At 74.5% G+C, this 16,567-nt stretch carries 13 protein-coding genes and 1 pseudogene; 8 read left to right on the top strand and 6 right to left on the bottom strand.

The annotated features are described in order from the left end of the window. Nucleotides 1–62: 62 nt before the first annotated feature. The 3 genes and pseudogenes from AB0J55_RS38040 to AB0J55_RS38050 form a co-directional block, all read right to left on the bottom strand. Nucleotides 63–302: pseudogene (locus tag AB0J55_RS38040) on the bottom strand (ion channel); the annotation flags it as partial. A 179-nt stretch (nucleotides 303–481) separates the two neighbouring features. Further along, a complete protein-coding gene (locus tag AB0J55_RS38045) occupies nucleotides 482–886 on the bottom strand; it encodes an SHOCT domain-containing protein (protein WP_364260242.1) in 405 nt (134 codons plus the stop codon). A 110-nt stretch (nucleotides 887–996) separates the two neighbouring features. Continuing rightward, nucleotides 997–3,663 (bottom strand): LuxR C-terminal-related transcriptional regulator, encoded by a 2,667-nt coding sequence (locus AB0J55_RS38050; protein WP_364260244.1) that lies wholly within the window; start codon nucleotides 3,661–3,663, stop codon nucleotides 997–999. Nucleotides 3,664–3,864: 201 nt separating this feature from the next. Between AB0J55_RS38050 and AB0J55_RS38055 the strand changes: the two genes are divergently transcribed. Continuing rightward, nucleotides 3,865–4,119, top strand: a complete 255-nt coding sequence (locus AB0J55_RS38055; RefSeq protein ID WP_364260246.1) for a hypothetical protein — start codon at nucleotides 3,865–3,867, stop codon at nucleotides 4,117–4,119. Then, a complete protein-coding gene (locus tag AB0J55_RS38060; RefSeq protein WP_364260249.1) occupies nucleotides 4,116–4,388 on the top strand; it encodes a hypothetical protein in 273 nt (90 codons plus the stop codon). Before AB0J55_RS38055 ends, AB0J55_RS38060 begins: the two co-directional genes overlap by 4 nt. Before the next feature lie 11 nt (nucleotides 4,389–4,399). On the opposite strand, the gene AB0J55_RS38065 is transcribed toward AB0J55_RS38060, so the two are convergent. Beyond that, entirely contained in the window at nucleotides 4,400–5,764 is a 1,365-nt protein-coding gene (locus AB0J55_RS38065) for a DUF2252 domain-containing protein (protein ID WP_364260252.1), read from the bottom strand. Between the two features lie 126 nt (nucleotides 5,765–5,890). Here AB0J55_RS38065 and AB0J55_RS38070 point away from each other — a divergent pair, with 126 nt between their 5' ends. Next, nucleotides 5,891–6,103, top strand: coding sequence for a hypothetical protein (locus tag AB0J55_RS38070; protein WP_364260255.1), 213 nt, complete (start codon nucleotides 5,891–5,893; stop codon nucleotides 6,101–6,103). 5 nt (nucleotides 6,104–6,108) lie between these two features. Here AB0J55_RS38070 and AB0J55_RS38075 read toward each other — a convergent pair whose 3' ends face one another. After that, nucleotides 6,109–6,615 carry a DUF1269 domain-containing protein gene (locus AB0J55_RS38075; protein WP_364260258.1) on the bottom strand — a complete coding sequence of 169 codons (507 nt, stop codon included), beginning with the start codon at nucleotides 6,613–6,615 and terminating at the stop codon, nucleotides 6,109–6,111. 192 nt (nucleotides 6,616–6,807) lie between these two features. On the opposite strand from AB0J55_RS38075, the gene AB0J55_RS38080 reads away from it, so the two are divergent. Together AB0J55_RS38080 and AB0J55_RS38085 are read left to right on the top strand one after the other, a co-directional pair. After that, complete coding sequence (locus tag AB0J55_RS38080; RefSeq protein WP_364260260.1) at nucleotides 6,808–7,269, top strand: hypothetical protein; 462 nt, start codon at nucleotides 6,808–6,810, stop codon at nucleotides 7,267–7,269. A gap of 103 nt (nucleotides 7,270–7,372) precedes the next feature. Next, nucleotides 7,373–9,925, top strand: coding sequence for a LuxR C-terminal-related transcriptional regulator (locus tag AB0J55_RS38085; protein ID WP_364260262.1), 2,553 nt, complete (start codon nucleotides 7,373–7,375; stop codon nucleotides 9,923–9,925). Nucleotides 9,926–9,930: 5 nt separating this feature from the next. Here AB0J55_RS38085 and AB0J55_RS38090 read toward each other — a convergent pair whose 3' ends face one another. Next, nucleotides 9,931–11,148 (bottom strand): AI-2E family transporter, encoded by a 1,218-nt coding sequence (locus AB0J55_RS38090; protein ID WP_364260264.1) that lies wholly within the window; start codon nucleotides 11,146–11,148, stop codon nucleotides 9,931–9,933. Nucleotides 11,149–11,675: 527 nt separating this feature from the next. Here AB0J55_RS38090 and AB0J55_RS38095 point away from each other — a divergent pair. The 3 genes from AB0J55_RS38095 to AB0J55_RS38105 all read left to right on the top strand — a co-directional run bounded on the left by AB0J55_RS38095 (nucleotide 11,676) and on the right by AB0J55_RS38105 (nucleotide 16,534). Continuing rightward, nucleotides 11,676–12,035, top strand: a complete 360-nt coding sequence (locus AB0J55_RS38095; RefSeq protein ID WP_364260266.1) for a hypothetical protein — start codon at nucleotides 11,676–11,678, stop codon at nucleotides 12,033–12,035. 96 nt (nucleotides 12,036–12,131) lie between these two features. Then, nucleotides 12,132–14,999: a hypothetical protein gene (locus tag AB0J55_RS38100; RefSeq protein ID WP_364260268.1), complete on the top strand. Its 2,868-nt coding sequence runs from the start codon at nucleotides 12,132–12,134 to the stop codon at nucleotides 14,997–14,999. Nucleotides 15,000–15,142: 143 nt separating this feature from the next. After that, a complete protein-coding gene (locus tag AB0J55_RS38105) occupies nucleotides 15,143–16,534 on the top strand; it encodes a hypothetical protein (RefSeq protein WP_364260271.1) in 1,392 nt (463 codons plus the stop codon). Nucleotides 16,535–16,567 lie beyond the last annotated feature (33 nt).

Genomic DNA, 16,567 nt, shown 5'->3' on the forward strand with positions numbered 1-16,567 from the left:
CGCACCGCGGTGAGGATCACCCGCAGCACCACGCCCAGCACCACCAGGTCCGCGACCATCTGCACGGTCACCAGCACCCGGGCGGTGGCGGACACCGGGGTGATGTCGCCGAAGCCGACCGTGGCGAACACCGTGACCGTGAAGTACAGGGCGTCGGTGCGGGTCAGGCCGGTGCCGAAGGAACCCGGCCGGTCCTGCGCGAGCACGTAGTAGGCGTCGGCGAACAGCAGCAGGAACAGCGGGACGATCAGGGCGAGCGCCTGGACGCCCTGCCAGGCCGGGAACGGGGAACGCAGGATCATCCGCACCTCGCCGACGACCAGCAGCACCAGCACGGCGAGACCGGCGGTGAAGACGGCCGCCGTCCACGGCCGCAGGGCCTGGTCGACCGGGAGCAGGTAGTAGAGGCTGAGCAGCGCGGTGACCGTGAGCAGGGGCCGGAGCACGGCCAGGTGGACGAACCGCCACCGCCGGGCCGCGGTCAACGCGCGAGGGCCTTCCGCTTGAGGGCTTCGAACTCCGCGTCGTCGATGACGCCGTCGTCGAGCAGCCGCCGGGCTTCGGCGATCTGCGCCGCCCCGGTGGAGTCCGCTGTGGACACCGAACGCACGTAGTCGTCGAACCGCCGCCGGCCGGCCACCTCGCGGGCACGCTGCCGTTCGAGGATGTTGCGGCCCTGCGTGCAGAGGTAGAGCAGCACGCCGACGAACGGCAGCACGATCACCAGTACCGTCCAGCCCGCCTTGGCCCAGCCGGAGACGTCGGCCCGGCGGTACAGGTCGCCGAAGGTCACGAACAGCAGCCAGAACCAGGCGATCCAGCAGAAGAACACCAGCATCGTCCACATCAGGTTCAGGAACGGGTACTCCGCACTCGCCAGGGCCATGACTTCTCCTCGGGTCCGGGATCGGGGCCAGGCACGCTCGCGCGTGCCCGGCCCACTCGACACCGATCCCGGGTGCGCCCGCCTCACCCGCGCCGGGTGGGGCGAGGACGTCAGACCGTGAAGTCGGCGACTTCGGCGTCGAGCAGACCTCGTTCCTGCGCGATCGTGACCGCCTCGCGCCGGCTGCGGACGTCGAGCTTCGCGTAGATCCCGCGGACGTGGGTCTTGACGGTGTTGGGGGAGACGGTCAGGTCCTGGGCGATCTCGTCGATCGACCGCTGCGTCGGCAGCAGGCGCAGCACGCTGCGCTCGCGTTCGGTCAGCGGGGCCGGCATCGGCGGGGTGCGCAGCCGGCGCCGCAGCGCGAGGACCTCGCCGGCGAACCGTTCCCCCGCGCCGAGGCGGCCCAGCCGGCTGGTGAGGAACCCGACCAGCTCGGGCGGGGCGAAGACGAACGGGAACCGGACGCCGGCGGGTTCGGCGGCCCGCACCGCGTCGTCGAGCAGCCGGGCGGCCCGGTCGCGCGCCCCGGCCGCCAGCGCCGCCTGCACGCCCAGCAGCGACGCCTCGATCGGGAGCCAGGCCAGTTCCGGCGGTGGTCCGTCCTCGGCCAGCGACCGCAGCACGGTGCTCGCCGCGTGGTGGCGGCCGAGCCGGAGCTGCGTCCGGGCGCGCATCAGGAGCTGCTCGCCCGAACCGGCGAGGACCGGCAGGGCCCAGCGCACGGTCTCCCTGGCCTGGCCCGCCGCGCCCAGCCGCAGGGCCGCGCGCTGTTCCAGCACCGCGCACAGGGCGGCGTGCCCGGCGGAACAGCCGCGCCCGGTCACGAGGCGGGTGCGGGCCCGGCGCATCCGCCGCAGCCCCGCGTGCCAGCCGCCGAGCTCGAACTCGGCGGCCCCGCGCAGGGTTTCGGCGAACATCCGCAGGTCGCGGGCAGCCCGCGCGGGGGCGTCGCCGAGCAACTGCCCGATCCGCTTCGCGTGTTCGACGCAGCCGGCGGGTTCGCCGCGCAACAGGGCGCCGTACGCCATCAGGGCGTGGGCTTGGGCGCCCTGCAGCGACCGTGGGGAATCCTGGCGCGGCAGGCGGCTGCCGGCCCGCCGGGCCAGGGTGTCCATCGCCCGGTAGTCGCCGTCGTGGCAGGCCAGCTCGGCCAGCAGGGTGAGGCACCGGGCGACGGTGAAGTCCTGGTGCACCTGCTCGGCGGTGCCGAGGACCCCGATCAGCGCCTCCCGGGCCTGCTTGCGCTGGTCGCGCGCGATGAGCACGCCGGCGCGGTGCACGGCCGCGAGCCCTCGCAGCTCGCTCCCGGCGGCCGGCTCCTCGTCGACCAGCTCGGCCACGCGAAGCGCGTGGGCGGGGGTGCGGTCGAGCTGCGCGAGCCGGGCGTGGGTCAGCCGGCGCAGGAGGGTCAGCTCCGGCACCGCGCGGTCCGGCCACGACGCTTCGGCGCGGGCCAGGTACAGGCGGCCCGCCGAGGTTTCGGCCGCCTCCAGGCACAGGGCGGCCGAAACCAGCGCGGCCGGGGCGCCTGCCGCGATCCGCCGGTCCTCGAGCAGGGCGAGGGCCTGCCGCAGGACGTCGTGCTCACCTGCGACGAACAGCGTCACGGCGTGCTCGCGCAGGAGTTCGCCGACCCGGGCGGGATTCCCGGACCGGACGCTGTGCAGCAACGCCGGCGCCGGCCGGTGGTGCCCGGCGAACCAGCGGGCCGCCGTCGCGTGCAGCGCCCGGGTCCGGTCGGGCGCCCGCCGCTGCTGCTCGGCGCGCAGGTAGGTGCGCAGCAGCGGCGTCATGCGGTGGTGCAGCGGGGTGCCGGTGGACTCGACCAGCCGGGTGGCGGGCTCGCCGAGCTCGCGCAGCGTCGCCTCCGCGTCCGTCCGGCCGCACAGCACTGTCGCCAGCCCGGCCGGGACGTCGTCGCAGATGCTGATCGTGCGCAGCAGTTCCCGCTGGGGCGGGCTGAGGGAGGCGAGGGCTTCGTCGGTCAGGTAGGCGAGGACGGCGTCGTCCCGGCCGGCCTCGAAGTCCCGCAGGCTGCCGTGGCGGGTGGCGGACGCCGCCGCGAGCCGCAGCCCGGCCGGCCAGCCCCCGGTCGCGGCGACCAGCCGGGTGACCTGCTCCCGCGGGATCGCCCGGCCGGCCGTGGCGAGCAGGGTTTCCGCCTCCTCCGCGGTGAACCGCAGCCGGGTGGGGCCGACCTCGACGAGCCGGCCCGCGAGCCGCGCCCGGCCCAGCGGCAGCGGTGGTTCCCGCCGGCTCGAGACGGCCAGGCACAGCCCCGCCGGCTGGTGGCGGACCAGCGCCTGCAACCCCTGCCACGGTTCGGGCGCGGTGATCTCCTGGGCGCTGTCGACGACGAGCACCACGGGCTCGGGCAGCGCGTCGAGCGCGTCGGCGACCGCGCTCAGGAAACCGAAGTCGGTGCTCGGGGCCTCGGGGACGGCGAGCAGCCGCAGCGGGTTGCCGCCGGGGATCCGGCCGCTGCGGCCGAGGGTTTCGAGGACGGCGGACCAGAAGAGGTGGTCGTCGTTGTCCTCGGCGTCCGCCGCGAGCCAGGCGACCGAGCCGTGCTCCCGGTGCCGCGCCCAGTCGGCGAGGAGGACGGTCTTGCCGAACCCGGCGGGGGCGCCGACGAACACCACGGCCGCTTCGCTCGCGCCGTCGAGAACGGTGCGCAGGCGCGGCCGGGACACGAGATCCGCCGGCGGGCCGGGAACGGTGATCTTCGTTCTCGGAATTCGTCTTCGCGACGGGACGTCGGGGCACTGGCGCATGCGCTTTTCTCCTTCGTGATCGGTTTCGGGCAATCCCGCGGATCCTGCCACGCAAAACGTCCGGCTCACCCGCTGCGGGCGAGGAGAACAACGGCCGGGAGCAGAATCGTGTGGCGGGTGAAAATAAGCGGGAATTCATCGGGAAGCAGCCGGCGGCGATTCGCCGGCGCGCACTTCTGCTGGCTCGGACCGGGTGAGGCGGTGGTGCTCGACGTGCTGCGGACGGGCCGGATCAGCCTGGCTTCGGTGCTGCTCTGGCTGGTCGTCGCGCTCGCCGCGCTGAGCCCGGCGGCCGAGCTCCGCACCGGCGTCCGGGCCGGGGCCGACCTGGTCGCGCGGCTGGTCTTCCTGCCGGCGCGGGGCTGGTCGGCGGCGATGCTGCTGCTCGACGTGGCCGTGGTCGCGCGTGCCTGGTATTCGGCGGGCCGGACCCGGCGCGAGCGGAGGGCACGGTGACCCGGGGCGGCGTTCTCGGCCTGACGGCGGGCGCCCATTACGTCTTCCGGGGCAACGGTGCCATTCCCGACCGGGCCGCCGAGGGGACCGGCGATTTCCGGGACGTGCTCGTCGTCCCGGTTCCGCCCGAAACCATCGTGTTCGGCACGGTGGCCGACCCCGGCCGGCTCCCGGAAATCCTGGGCCGGCTCGAGGCGCTCGGGCTGCACGTCGTGTCCGTCCACCGCGTCCGGGAGCTGCCCCTGGTGGTGCACCGCGCGTCCCCGTGACGCCGGCGGCCTCACGATCCGGTCGCCGCCGTGACGTGGCCCGACCGGATCGCCTGCCGCAGCGCGGCGTGGTCGCGTTCGGTCTGGTCGGCGCAGGCCACGGCGAACTCCCGGACGGCTTCGGCGAACGCCGGACCGGAGCCGAGGTACGCGGCGATCGCGAGCGGGTCACCGGTCCGCGCGTGCGCGCGGGCCAGCGTCCACCCGCACAGCCGGGCGTGGGCGCGCAGGACGTCCGGGGTCATCGCGGTGACGTCCCCGGCGTCGTGGTCGTCGCGCAGCCGGCGGACGTGGAAGTCGCCGGTGCGGCCGTCGAACTCCGCGCCGCGCGCCCAGCCGAGGAAGACGTCGCCGGTGGCCTGGATCAGCCGCTGCCCGGTCACCACCCGCCGGCCGGCACCGCCCGGTGCGGCGGTCCCGGCGTAGCCCTCCAGCACCGACGGCCGGGCCTCCTTCAGCTGCAGGAACAGCGGATCGCCGGTGCCGGTCCGGACCAGCAGCGCCACCCAGCACCGCGTGCCCGCGCCACCCGGCCCGGTCACCGCGCGGGCCGCGTCGGCGAGCCGGTAGCGGTCCAGCAGCGCCCGCCGCGCGGGGCCGAGCGTGCGCCGGTACCGCGCGAGCACGACGCCGAGGCGCTCGGTCAGCGTCGCCGGGTCGCCGTCGCCGGCGAGGTGGCCCGCCGGCACCACCGACGGCGGGCGCGCGGCCAGCCGCAGCTGCCCGTCGCGGATCTCGGTGAACCGGCGCACCCCGGCGGCGCGGCGGCGGGCCGGGCCCAGCCGGTGGGCCGCGACCACCCGCAGCGTGCGGGCGTCGGCCGGGGCGAAGAAGATGTCGAGCGGGGTGCGGCGCGCGAAGTCGTGCATCGCCAGGCGGTAGGACTCGACCGCGGCGATCACCGTGCGCCGGCGCTGGCCCGCCGGGTGCTCGTTCTCGCGCCCGGTGACCTCGAAGCTCGCGGCGAGCCGCTTGACGTCCCATTCCCACGGCGCGGGCAGGGTTTCGTCGAAGTCGGCGAAGTCGAAGACCAGCCGGCGGCCCTGCACGGCGAACAGGCCGAAGTTGGCGAGCTGGGCGTCGCCGCAGGCCTGGACGGAGAACCCGGTCCGCGGGGTCGCGGCCAGGTCCGCCGTGGCCGGCAGCACGGCGCCGCGGAAGTACGCCAGCGGCGACGCGGCCATCCGGCCGTAGCGCAGCGGCAGCAGCTCAGGTACCCGGTCGGTGTCCTGGCGGGCCAGCAACGTGAGCGGGTCGGCGCGCCGGACGAGGCTGGGGAACTCCGCGTGGCTCGCGGCGGGCACGGTGCCGCGGGCGGCGCGGGCCCGGGCGATCCGCACGTCGGGGGCCGCGATCTCCTTGTCGGTGAGAGTCATGGGACGGATCGTCGGCCGCGGGACCGGCCGGGGCGTCGCCCGCCGGGGGTGAAGCGGGGAGTCATCCACCACGGGTGACGACCCGCGCCGGCGAGCACCTCAGGGTGGGGCCGTGGAGGTGCGGTGATGGCGGAACGGACGACGAGCGGACGGCGGCGCCCCGGCGGGTGTGTCACGGGGATCTCCCCGGTGGCGGCCGCAGCGTCCCCGGCGCCGCGTTCGGCCATCCCGTCGAGCCCGCCGCGGGGCGCTCTCGGGGGAGCGCACCGCGGCCGGCCGGACCTCCCGCGGGTGGCCGCGGCGGCGCTCGGGGGCGTCGCCGCGGTCCGGCCCGCGTGACCGGTCTACCGCGGTTCCAGGTGGGGCGCCTCGGCGAACGCGCCGCGCAGCCGGGCTTCCTCCGCATCGGACAGGTTGGTGCTCAGCAGGGTGGCCCCGGTTTCCTTGAACGGCTCGATCACCCGGTCCAGGACGGTGTCCTCGGACATCACGAACAGCGCGGACGTCCCGGGGGTGACCTGCGCGCGGACGGTCTCGACGAACTCTTCGTCGATCCCGACGTGACTCAGCGACCCGGTCAGCGCCCCGATCGCGGCGCCGACGGCCATGCCCAGCAACGGGACCAGGAAGATCAGGCCGAACAGCAGGCCCCAGAAGCCCCCGCCCAGCGCGCCGGCGCCGGTCAGCGAGCCGAGGTCCTTGGTTTTCGGCTTCTTCCGCCCCTCCGGCCAGGTCACGTACGCGGCGTCGGCGATCGAGATCAGTTGCTGCTTCTGCAGCTGCTTGAGCAGATCCAGGGCGTTTTCGGCGCCTTCGACGGTGGGGAACCGCCACACGGTCAAGGTGGACACGGCTTCCTCCTCGGTCCGGGAACAGTGGTCTGCCGCACCCTCGCGCGGAGGCCGGCGCGGGTCATCGCCCACGCCGTGTGAGCCGCGGACCGGGCCACCCGATCTCACCTGGGGCGGGCGAGGCCCCGCGGACGCGCGACCGACCATGATCGCCCGGGTCCGCAGCCCGTCCACGAACGAGGAAGAGGCATCATGACCGAACCCATGCACCCCCGGTCCGGAACCACCGGCGACCGGGCGCCCCTCCCGCCGGAGCGGGCGGTCGCCCGGTCGCGGCGGGTCGGCTGGATCTGGTTCGCCGGGGCGATCACCGTCCTGGCCGGACTGTTCAACGTGGTCGAAGGCGTCGTCGCGCTGTTCGACCGGGACTACTACGTCATCGGCCCGTCCGGCCTGCTCGTCTTCTCCCTGGCCGGCTGGGGCTGGCTGCACCTGATCGTCGGCATCCTGGTCGTGCTGACGGGCATCGCGCTGTTCACCGGCGCGCAGTGGGCGCGGGTCGTGACGGTCGCGCTGGCCGGGTTCAACGCACTGGCGCAGCTGGCTTTCCTGTCCGCCTACCCGTTCTGGGGCGTCCTCGTGATCGCCCTCGACGTCCTGGTGATCTGGGCCGTCATCGTGCACGGCGACGAAGCCACCTACGAAATCTGGTGACCCCGGCGCCCCGGTGACCTGCCGGTGATCAGTACAGTCGTGGCCTCCGTCCGGCGTCGACCGCGGAACCGGGGCGAATTCTCCCGACAGCCGAGAGGTTGACGTGCCCGTTCGAACGACGACCCCGTTCCGGTCCGTTCCCGGTGCCAAGGCGGCAGTTCCGCGCCTGCCGGGCATCTTCGTCCCCCGTCCCCGGCTCGACGCCCTGCTCGACCACGCGGCCACCCGGCGCGTCACGGTGGTGCGCGCCCCGGCCGGCGCCGGCAAGACCACGGCGCTGGCCGCCTGGGCCGGTGCCGGCCGCGACGTCGCCTGGGTATCCCTGGACGAAGGCGACAACGACGAATCCCGGCTGTGGGCGGCGATCCTCGCCGCGTTGCGCCGCTGCCCGGCGGTGCCGGGGGACCACCGGGTGCACCGCCTCGGCCCGCCGCCGCCCGGGCGGCGGCGGGCCTTCCTGGCCGATCTGGACGACGCCCTGACCGGTCTGGACCAGCCCGTCCGCCTGGTCCTGGACGACCTCCACGAGATCTCGCGCCCGGAAGCACTGGACGCGCTGGCGGCGCTCGCCCGTGACCTGCCGGCCGGGCTGCGGCTGGTGCTCGCCACCCGGGTCGAGCCGCGGCTGCGGCTGGCCCGGCTGCACGTCGAAGGCGCATTGTCCCGCGTGGAGGGCACCGAACTCCGGTTCACCACGCGGGAAACGGCCGGCCTGCTGCGCGCCACCGGCACGGCCGTCGGCGACGACCGCGTCCGGGAGCTCACCGAACGCACCGCGGGCTGGGCCGCCGCGCTCGGCTGGGCCGCGGTTTCGGTGCGCGAAGCGGAAGACGCCGACGCGCTCGTCGCCTCCGTCAGCGGCGACGAACGTGCGGTGGCGAAGTTCTTCGCCGACGAAGTGCTCTCGCGGCTGCCCGCGGAGACGTCCGATCTGCTGCTGTGCATCAGCGTGTGCGAGACAGTCGGCGCGGCGCTGGCGGTCCACCTGTCGGGTCGTCCGGCGGCCGGGGCGATCCTGGACGAGGTCGAGCGGACGATGGCCCTCGTCGTGCGCACGCCGGCCGAAACCTTTCGGCTGCCGCCGTTGCTGCGCGGCTTCCTGCGCGCCGAGCTGGCGCGGCGGGACCTGGACCGGATGCTGCGGCTGCACGGCGCCGCCGCCCGGTGGTACGCCGGGCGGGGCCGGTTCGGGGAGGCCCTCCGGCACGCCGTGGCGGGCCGGGACCGGCGGCGGGTCCTCGCGCTGGCGCGGGACCACGCCGTGCGGCAGGTGCTCGCCGGGGACGGGGAACCGGTGCGGGTCGCGCTCACCTACCTGGGGGCCGCCACGGTCGCCGCGAGCCCGCCGCTGCGGCTGGCCTCGGCGCTGGAGAACATCCAGCGCGGGCAGTTCGCCGACGCGGCGGCCGACCTCGCCACGGCGGCGCCCGGCGACGGCCGCTGGCCGCTCGCCGTCCGGCACCTGGCCGTCCTGACGGGAAGACCCGTGCCGCCGGCGGACGGCCGGGCGGACCGGGAACTCGACGCCTGGGTGAAGCTCGACCGCGCGTGGCAGTCCCTGCACCGCGGTGCCCGCCGGCACGCCGTCACCCAGGCGCAGGAGGCCCTGCGGCTGGCCCACACCGAGCGGCTCGACCACCTCGTGCTGCACAGCCGGCTGGCGGTGGCCGTCGCCACCGCAGTCGGGGGCGACCACCCGGCGATGCGGCGTGCCTGCACGGGCGCGCTCGCCGTCGCCCGGCGGAGCGGCCGGCGCCGGTCCCCGGGCGTGGCCGAGTGCCACCTGCTGCTCGCCTACGACGATCTGATGCGCGCGGAGCCGGTGGCCGCGGCCCGGGAACTGGCCCAGGCGACGTCGGCGGAGGTGCCCGGAAGCGCGCCGCTGCTGGTACCGCTGCGAGGATTCTTCGAGGGCATGGTGCGGTTCGACAACCGCGACCGGCCGGCGGGTTCGCAGGCCATGCGCGCGGCCCGCCGCCTGCTGGCCGCGCTCGACCTGCCCCGCGAGGTCATCGCGGTGTGCGCGGTCGCGGAGTACCACGCGGCGCTCGCCCTCGGCGAGGCGTTGCACGCGGCGGAAGTGCTCGCCTGGGGCCACGAGCGGCTGCCCGGCAGCGGCGAGCTGGCGGTCCTGCGCGTCCGCGCCCACCTCGCCGCCGGCGAGACGGACACGGCCGAAGCCGTGTTGCGGGACACCGCGTCGGCGGCCGCGCTGCTGCCCGCGACCCCGGTCGACCGCTGCCTGGCCGAGACGGCACTGGCGTTGCGCTCCCACCGGCGGACCAAGGCGCTGCACGCCCTCGACCGGGCGCTCGCCCTCGCCCGCCCCAACGGCCTGGTGCGGCCGTTCGCCCTCGCCGAGCCACGAGTGGCCGACCTGCTGATCGACCACTCGGGAGGGTTCGGTTCGCTGGACCGGTTCGCCCAGGCGGTCCGCGGCCGGCTCGTCCCGCACGCCCCGCCCAGCGGCCTGACCGACCGCGAGCAGGTGGTGCTGCAGCGGCTGCCTTCGCAGCGTTCGCTGGACGAGATCGCCTCGGATCTGACGGTGTCGGTCAACACGGTGAAGACGCACGTGCGGGCGATCTACGGCAAGCTCGGCGTGAACAACCGGCGCTCGGCGGTGGTGGTCGCCCGGCAGCACGGCTTGACCTGAGCCGGTCAGGTTTCGTCGCGGCGGGGTGCGGACAGCAGAGCTTCGGCCCAGCGGGCGCGCGGGTCGACGTCGACCAGCAGCGCCTTGGCCAGCAGGGTGGCGGGGACGGCGAGGACCGCGCCGAGCGGGCCCAGCAGCCAGGTCCAGAACACGAGCGCCAGTACTGTGACCAAAGTGGACAGGCCGACCGAGCCGGCCACGAACCGGGGCTGGATCAGCGACTGCACCACGAAGTTCAGCGCCGCGTAGACGACGAGCACGATGAGCAGGCTGCGCCAGCCGCCGTCGAGGAGCGCGATCACCGCGGGTGGTGCCACCCCGATCACGAAGCCCACGTTGGGGATGTAGTTCGTGACGAAGGCGAGCAGGCCCCACAGCACCGCGCCGGGCACGCCGAGCAGGGCGAGCGCGGTGGTGTCGAGCGCCGCCACGAGGCCGCCGAACACGGTCGTCACGATCAGGTACCGCCGCGTGCCGGTGGCGAAGCCGCGCAACGCCGCGGAAATCCACGGCCGGTCCTGCCCGATCCGGCCGAGCCGCTGTCCCGCCCAGGCCGTCTCGGCGCTGAGGAAGAGGAGCAGGGCGAACAGGAAGGCGAGGTTGGTGACCAGCCCGCCGACCCCGGCGAGCAGGGAACCGGCCAGGCCCACCAGCTTTCCGGTGTCCAAAGAGGACAAGACGGCACGCAGTTCGGGTTCGCCGACGCCGAACCGGCCGAGGACGGCCAGTCCGTCGTGCAGCAGTTCGTCGACCCGCCCGGTGTAGCGGGGGACCAGCGTGGACAGCTGCGCGACGGACACGACGATGACGAGGAAGAAGGCGAACAGGATCAGGTAGACGGTGACGACCAGGACGGCCACGGTCAGCCAGCGCGGCAAGCCCTTGCGCAGCAACCACGTCCGCACCGGATCGAGGGTGATGACGACGACGAGGGCGAGGAAGACGGGCCCGGCGAACCAGGCGACGGCCTGCACCCCGGCCAGCACGACCACCGCGGCGGCGGCGCCCAGCAGCACGACGAGCGCCCGCGGGAAGGAGGTACCGCCGGCCCCGGGGTCGCGTTCGGGCGGCCACGGGACCGGCGGCGGTTGCGCGCCACCACCGAGCCGGCCGGCGAGTCCCCGGAAGGGACGGCGCACAGCGCGATCCCCGGCCGCACCCCGGTGCCGCCGGGGCTTGCGGTACCGGTGCGCCGGGAAATCGGTGAGCGAAGCTCGCACCATGCTGACTCCTCCGGAAACGGGCGGCGGCGCATCCCACGATGGCGGCGCCGGGACGGCAGGTCGTCACCCGGCACGGGCGAATGTCCGCCGGGGTGGCGAGCGCCGGCGGGGCCGGCGCACGGGCGGATGGCACGGGGTCGAACGGCGGCGGGCCCGGCGGCACGGAGTCGCCGAAGCGAGCGCCAGTGCCGCGGCGCGACTGGCGGGGCGGGCACCCGTCGGATCGCCGTGGTCCGCGCCGGCGGACTGCTTGCCCAGGTTCTGCTTTGCCCTTGCCGCCGAATCGGTGCGGCCCGCTCCCCGCCGAATCGGTGCGGCCCGCTCCCCGCCGAATCGGCGCGGCCCGCTCCCCGGCGAATCGGTGCGGCTCGCTTCCCGCGAGCTGGTGCGGCCCGCTTCCCGCGAGCTGGTGCGGCCCGCCCCGCCAAGTCGGCACGGCCCCCCGCCGCACCGGGCGTCCCGGGTTTGGCGCCCAACACCCCGGGTATGCGGCACCGACCGAACCGCACCGAGGAAAGAAGCTCCCGATGCCCGTACTGACCCGTGTTCTCGGAGCGGTGACCGCCGCCTACAGCGTCACCATCGTTGCCGCGCCGCGTGTGCTGGCCAAACCCTGCGGGCTGACCACCGCCTCCGGGGGTGTCAGCGCGGATGTGCGGACCTTGATCGCGGGCATCGGGGCCCGTGATGCCGCCATCGGCCTCGCGATGCTGTTCGCGCCCGCAGGCAAGCCGCTCCGGTTCGCGCTCGGGGCACGGGTGGCCTCCGATGCCGCTGATGCCGTCGTCTTCGGCACCGGGCTGCCCGATCGATCCGCGCGCAAGAAGGTGGCCGCGTTCGCCGTGACCTGGGCTGCGCTGTGCGCCGCCTCGGCGCTCGCGCCCTGACCACTCCCCGTCACTCGAACAGACGAAATACGCGTTCCGGCGTAACCCCGCCGCGTACCCGGGCGAGTACCTCTGCACAGACCGTGAGGAGGTGCCATGCCGGTGGTCAGGTGGTTCGTCGTGTCGGTGGCCCTCTGGTGCGCGCTGCGCGCGATGAACGTGCTGCTCGGTGGCGTCCAGGTCGACGGCCTCGTTTCCGGTGACGTCGAGTCGATCGCCTGGGGCAGCCCGGCCGGGGTGGTCGACCGCACCACCGCGCTGCTGCAGACCTGGGCGGCGGAACCCACCCGGACCCTGGTCACCCTGGTGATGGTGTGCTACTTCGCCGTGGACCTGGCCTTCATCGTCGTCTACGTGCTGCTGCTGCGGGAACTGTACGGACGGGTGCAGGACTTCGTCGGCGCCGACGCGCCGGATTCCCTTTCCCCGCTGCACTTCCTCACCACGCTGACCGCCGGAAAACGCACCGTGCTCGTCTGCGTGATCGGGGCGGCCGACCTCGCCGAGAACGTGACGCGCCTGGCGCTTTTCTGCCAGGTCGGCACGCCGGACGTGCGGGCGTACCCGGCGCTGGTCTACGCCGCATACGCGTTCACGACCGTCAAGTTCGTCGGGCTCCTGCTCGTGGCCTGGGCCGTCGTGGAATGGCTGCGCTCGCCCGAGTTCCGGGCGAAGCTCCTGGTGCGGCTGCGGCTGCTCGGCCGGTTCCTCTGGCGGCTGCGGCTCGCCGTGGCGGCGGCCGTCCTGTTCGCGGGGCTGGTCCTGTTCGAACCGACCGGGCAGGTGTCCGACCTCATCCGGCGCTGGGCCGACGCCGGGGCGTTTCCCTGGACCCCCCTGGTGGCGGCCGCCGGGGTCGTCCAGCTCGGCGGGGTGGTGTGGTGGACGACCCGGCGGCTGGTGCTGAGCCAGTGGTCGCAGGGGACGGCCGAACTGCCGTCCTGGGCGCTGTTCGCCTTCGGCGTCGCCGTCTGCTGCATCGCCGCCGTTTCGGGTTGGAAACCCTTGTGGGGACTCGGAACGGTGGCCGGGGTACTGGGTGTGTTCGGCCTGATCTGGGACTGGTTCAAAGCCAAACCCGGGGACCTGGTGGCGAAGCGGGACGAAAAACGGCAACGGGACGCCGACGCGCCACCCCAGGCGTACCGCAACCAGATCAGCGCGCTGGCCCGCGGAATCGCGGTGGTCCCGATGGTCGCGCTGATGGCCGCGGCGATCACCGCGTTCACCCCCGTGATGTTCGTGCTGCCGGCCGCCGGGCGGGCGGGGACGACCCCGTTCGTGGTCGCCGCGGTCGTCCTCCTGGTCGCGTCGATCCTCACGCCCGGGCTGGCCATTGCCGGGATCCGCCTGCTGAAGCGGGCCGACACCGCCAGACCGGTGTCCGCCGCGGAGAACCCCGGGGTGAGCACCCTCGTGCGGCTGCTCGTCCCCGCCGCGGTGGCCTACCCGGCGCTGGTCCTGGTGCTCGCCATCGTCACGGACTGGCCGGCCTTCTCGGCGCTGCCGGTGACCGCGGCGTTCCTGAGTCTCGCGCTGCTGGCCCTGACCGAAGCGCAACGGCTGGCCGAGCGGTACCAGGTCCCGTCGGGCCTGCTGTTCCTCGGGTTTTCCCGTACGCCGGCGACCTTGCTGCTGGTGGTCGTCTTCGCGGTGAGCAGCCTGGGACCGTTCAACGACGGCTCTTCGCACGCCGCGCACCACGCCGGTGGCGCGGCGCCGGACGCCGCGGGTGCCGACCTGTGGACGCGGTGGACCCGGTGGAAGGGCGTGAACTGCGTCGACCGGAAGTCCGGGGTGGTCCCGCTGGTGCTGGTCGCCAGCCCGGGTGGCGGCCAGCGCGCCGCCTACTGGACGGCGTCCTCGCTCACCCGGCTCTTCGGCACCGAGCGCGCCCGGCCGGGGTGCGCGGACGGGACGAAGGCGTCGGCGGTGTTCGCCCTCGGGGGTGCCTCGGGTGGCAGTCTCGGCGACACCGGCTGGGTCGCCGCGCTCGGCGGCGGCTCCGCCGAGTGGTACCGGCAGGCGCTGCTCGCCCACGACTACCTGAGCGACCCCTTCGCCTGGATGCTGACCGTGGACCTCGCCCGCGCCGTCGTCGGCTTCCCCGGCCCCGACCGCGCCCGGCGGCTGGAGGAACGCTGGGAACGCAGCGAGCCCGCGCTGGCGCAGGACTTCTTCACCCAGGACCCGTTGCTCCTGCTGACCGGCACCCAGGTCGAAAGCGGTTGCCGGCTGAACATCTCCGCGTTGCGGCTGGTGCACAAGCGGGACGTGTGCGGCGGGATCACCGGCGCGGCCGGCGCCCCGGCCACGGCGGATCTGCTCGACTACGTGTGCGACCCGGCGGGGCACCGGGCCGGGACGTTCAGCCGGTCGACCGCGGCCCTGCTGTCCGCCCGGTTCCCCTACGTTTCGCCCTCGGCCCAGCTGTACCGCTGCGACGACGGCGCGCGCATCGCGGACGTCGACGGCGGCTACGCGGACAACACCGGCATCGACTCGGTGCTCGCGCTCTGGCAACGGCTGGAGCCGCTCGTCGCGACCCACAACCGGACCGGGCGGGGAGCGACCGTGGTGCCGGTCTTCGTCATGCTGGACAACCACTACCGGACCGTCGCGTCGAAGGTGCCGCCCGCGCGGACCCAGGAGCTGTTCGTGCCGCCCAGCACCAACGAGCGCACCGACCGGCTCGACGACCTGATCGCGGAGCAACGCGCCCGGGCGGCGTTCACCGGTCCCCTCCCGGGCCGGGCGGGACCGGAGTGCGGGCTCGAGTCCGGAGGAAGCCGGTTCTTCGCCGTCCGGCCGGCGAAGTCGCCGGGGCTGGAAGCCCCGCTGGCCTGGTCGCTCTCGGCGCTCGCGATCGAAGACCTCGACGTCCAGCGGGACGCGGCCATGCAGGCCGACGCGCCGGTGAACCTGGGCCGGTGGCTGCGGGAAAACCGGGTGTCCTGCCCGTGACCGCGGGTGCGCCGCCGTGACCGGCCGAAACGCACGGGACCGGCGAAAGGTTGCCGTACCGCGCTCGCGGAACGTTCCGGTCTCCCCGGACGTCCGGGCCGGTCCTAGATTTCGCGGCAGGACCCGAAGGGGGAAAGAAAACCATGCGTAGACCCAGATTCGTGCGGCCGGCCGGGGTGCTGGCCGCGGTACTCGTCATGGCGGGGCTGGCCGCCGCGCCCGCGTCGGCCGCGTCCGGCCCGAACATCAAGGTCACCGCCGTCGCGCAGCAGGGCAACTGGCTCTCCGGCGACACCGTCGCGCTCGACGTGACGGTGAGCAACATCGGGGACGCCGTCGCCTTCGGCGTGTTCGGCACCGCCTATTCCGAGTCCGGCACGGACTTCTGGACCGACCGGAACCAGTGGGGCGACCTTTCCGACGGCGGCAGCGGCGCGAACATCGCGCAGGGGGAAACCCGGACCGTCCACCTGACCGGGCAGCTGGGCACGTTCAACGGCGACTCCGTCGTGCACATCGAGGTCTACGCCGGCAACGACGTCGACTACGGCGACAACGTCCTGCGGATCACCCTGCCGATGGCACGGGGCACCGAGCGCGTCGCGGGCGTCCTGTACGGGGACGCGCCCGGCGACGGCAAGCCGTCGCCGGGCGAGGCCCTGGCCGGTGCCGAAGCGCACTTCATCGGCGTCGGGACGACGAACGACCTGGTCTCGGTCACCGACGCGACCGGCCACTTCCACTTCGACAACCTCCCGCTGAGCCGCAACGCCTACGTGTCCTTCCAGAAGGTGCCCGGCGGCTGGGTCGACCAGCCGGTGGGGACGCTGCGGCTGGACGGCCGCGGGGCCTACACGGCGCTCGAGGTGCGGGCCGTCCGCCCGCTGTCCGACGTGCTGCACGAGACGATCGCGCTGGACAAGACGAGCTACGCGGCCGGCGACACCGCCAAGGTGACGGTCACGCTGTCGAACTCCGGCAGCAAGGCGCTCACCGGCCTCTACCTCGGCTGCGACGCGGGTGGGTTCGGCTCGGAGCTGGCGATCACGGACGACCAGTGGGGCGCGTTCGGCTCCCAGCGTCGCGAGGGGACGGTCGCCGCGGGGCAGCGGCTGGTGCTCACGGCTTCGGGCAAGGTGCCCGACAAGGCGGCCTACACCGGCACGACCGGGCTGGACTGCGTGGCCAGTGACGGCCACAGCGGCGGCGCCCCGTACGCGGAGGTCACCGCCAAGGTGCCGGGCAAGCGGGCCGATTCCCGCGGCCAGGTCTGGCGCGACAAGAACGGCAACAGCACGGTGGACGCCGACGAGGGCCTGGCGAACCGCAACCTCGTGCTGCTCGAGAACGGCGCGATCCGCGCGTACGCCCGCACGGACGCCAACGGCTACGCGACGTTCAAGGACATCCCGGTCGGCAACTACCAGCTGCGGGTCCTGGGCCCGTGGAAGCCGGCCCCGTTCGAGGGCGACCTCGCCGTGTGGGCGCCGCCCTACGGTGGCGGCGATTGGCACCAGCAGTTCGTCGCCGGCTGATCGGGATTTCCCCGGCGGCGCGTGTCGAGAACC

This window comes from Amycolatopsis sp. NPDC049688 (assembly GCF_040674975.1).
Lineage (GTDB): Bacteria > Actinomycetota > Actinomycetes > Mycobacteriales > Pseudonocardiaceae > Amycolatopsis.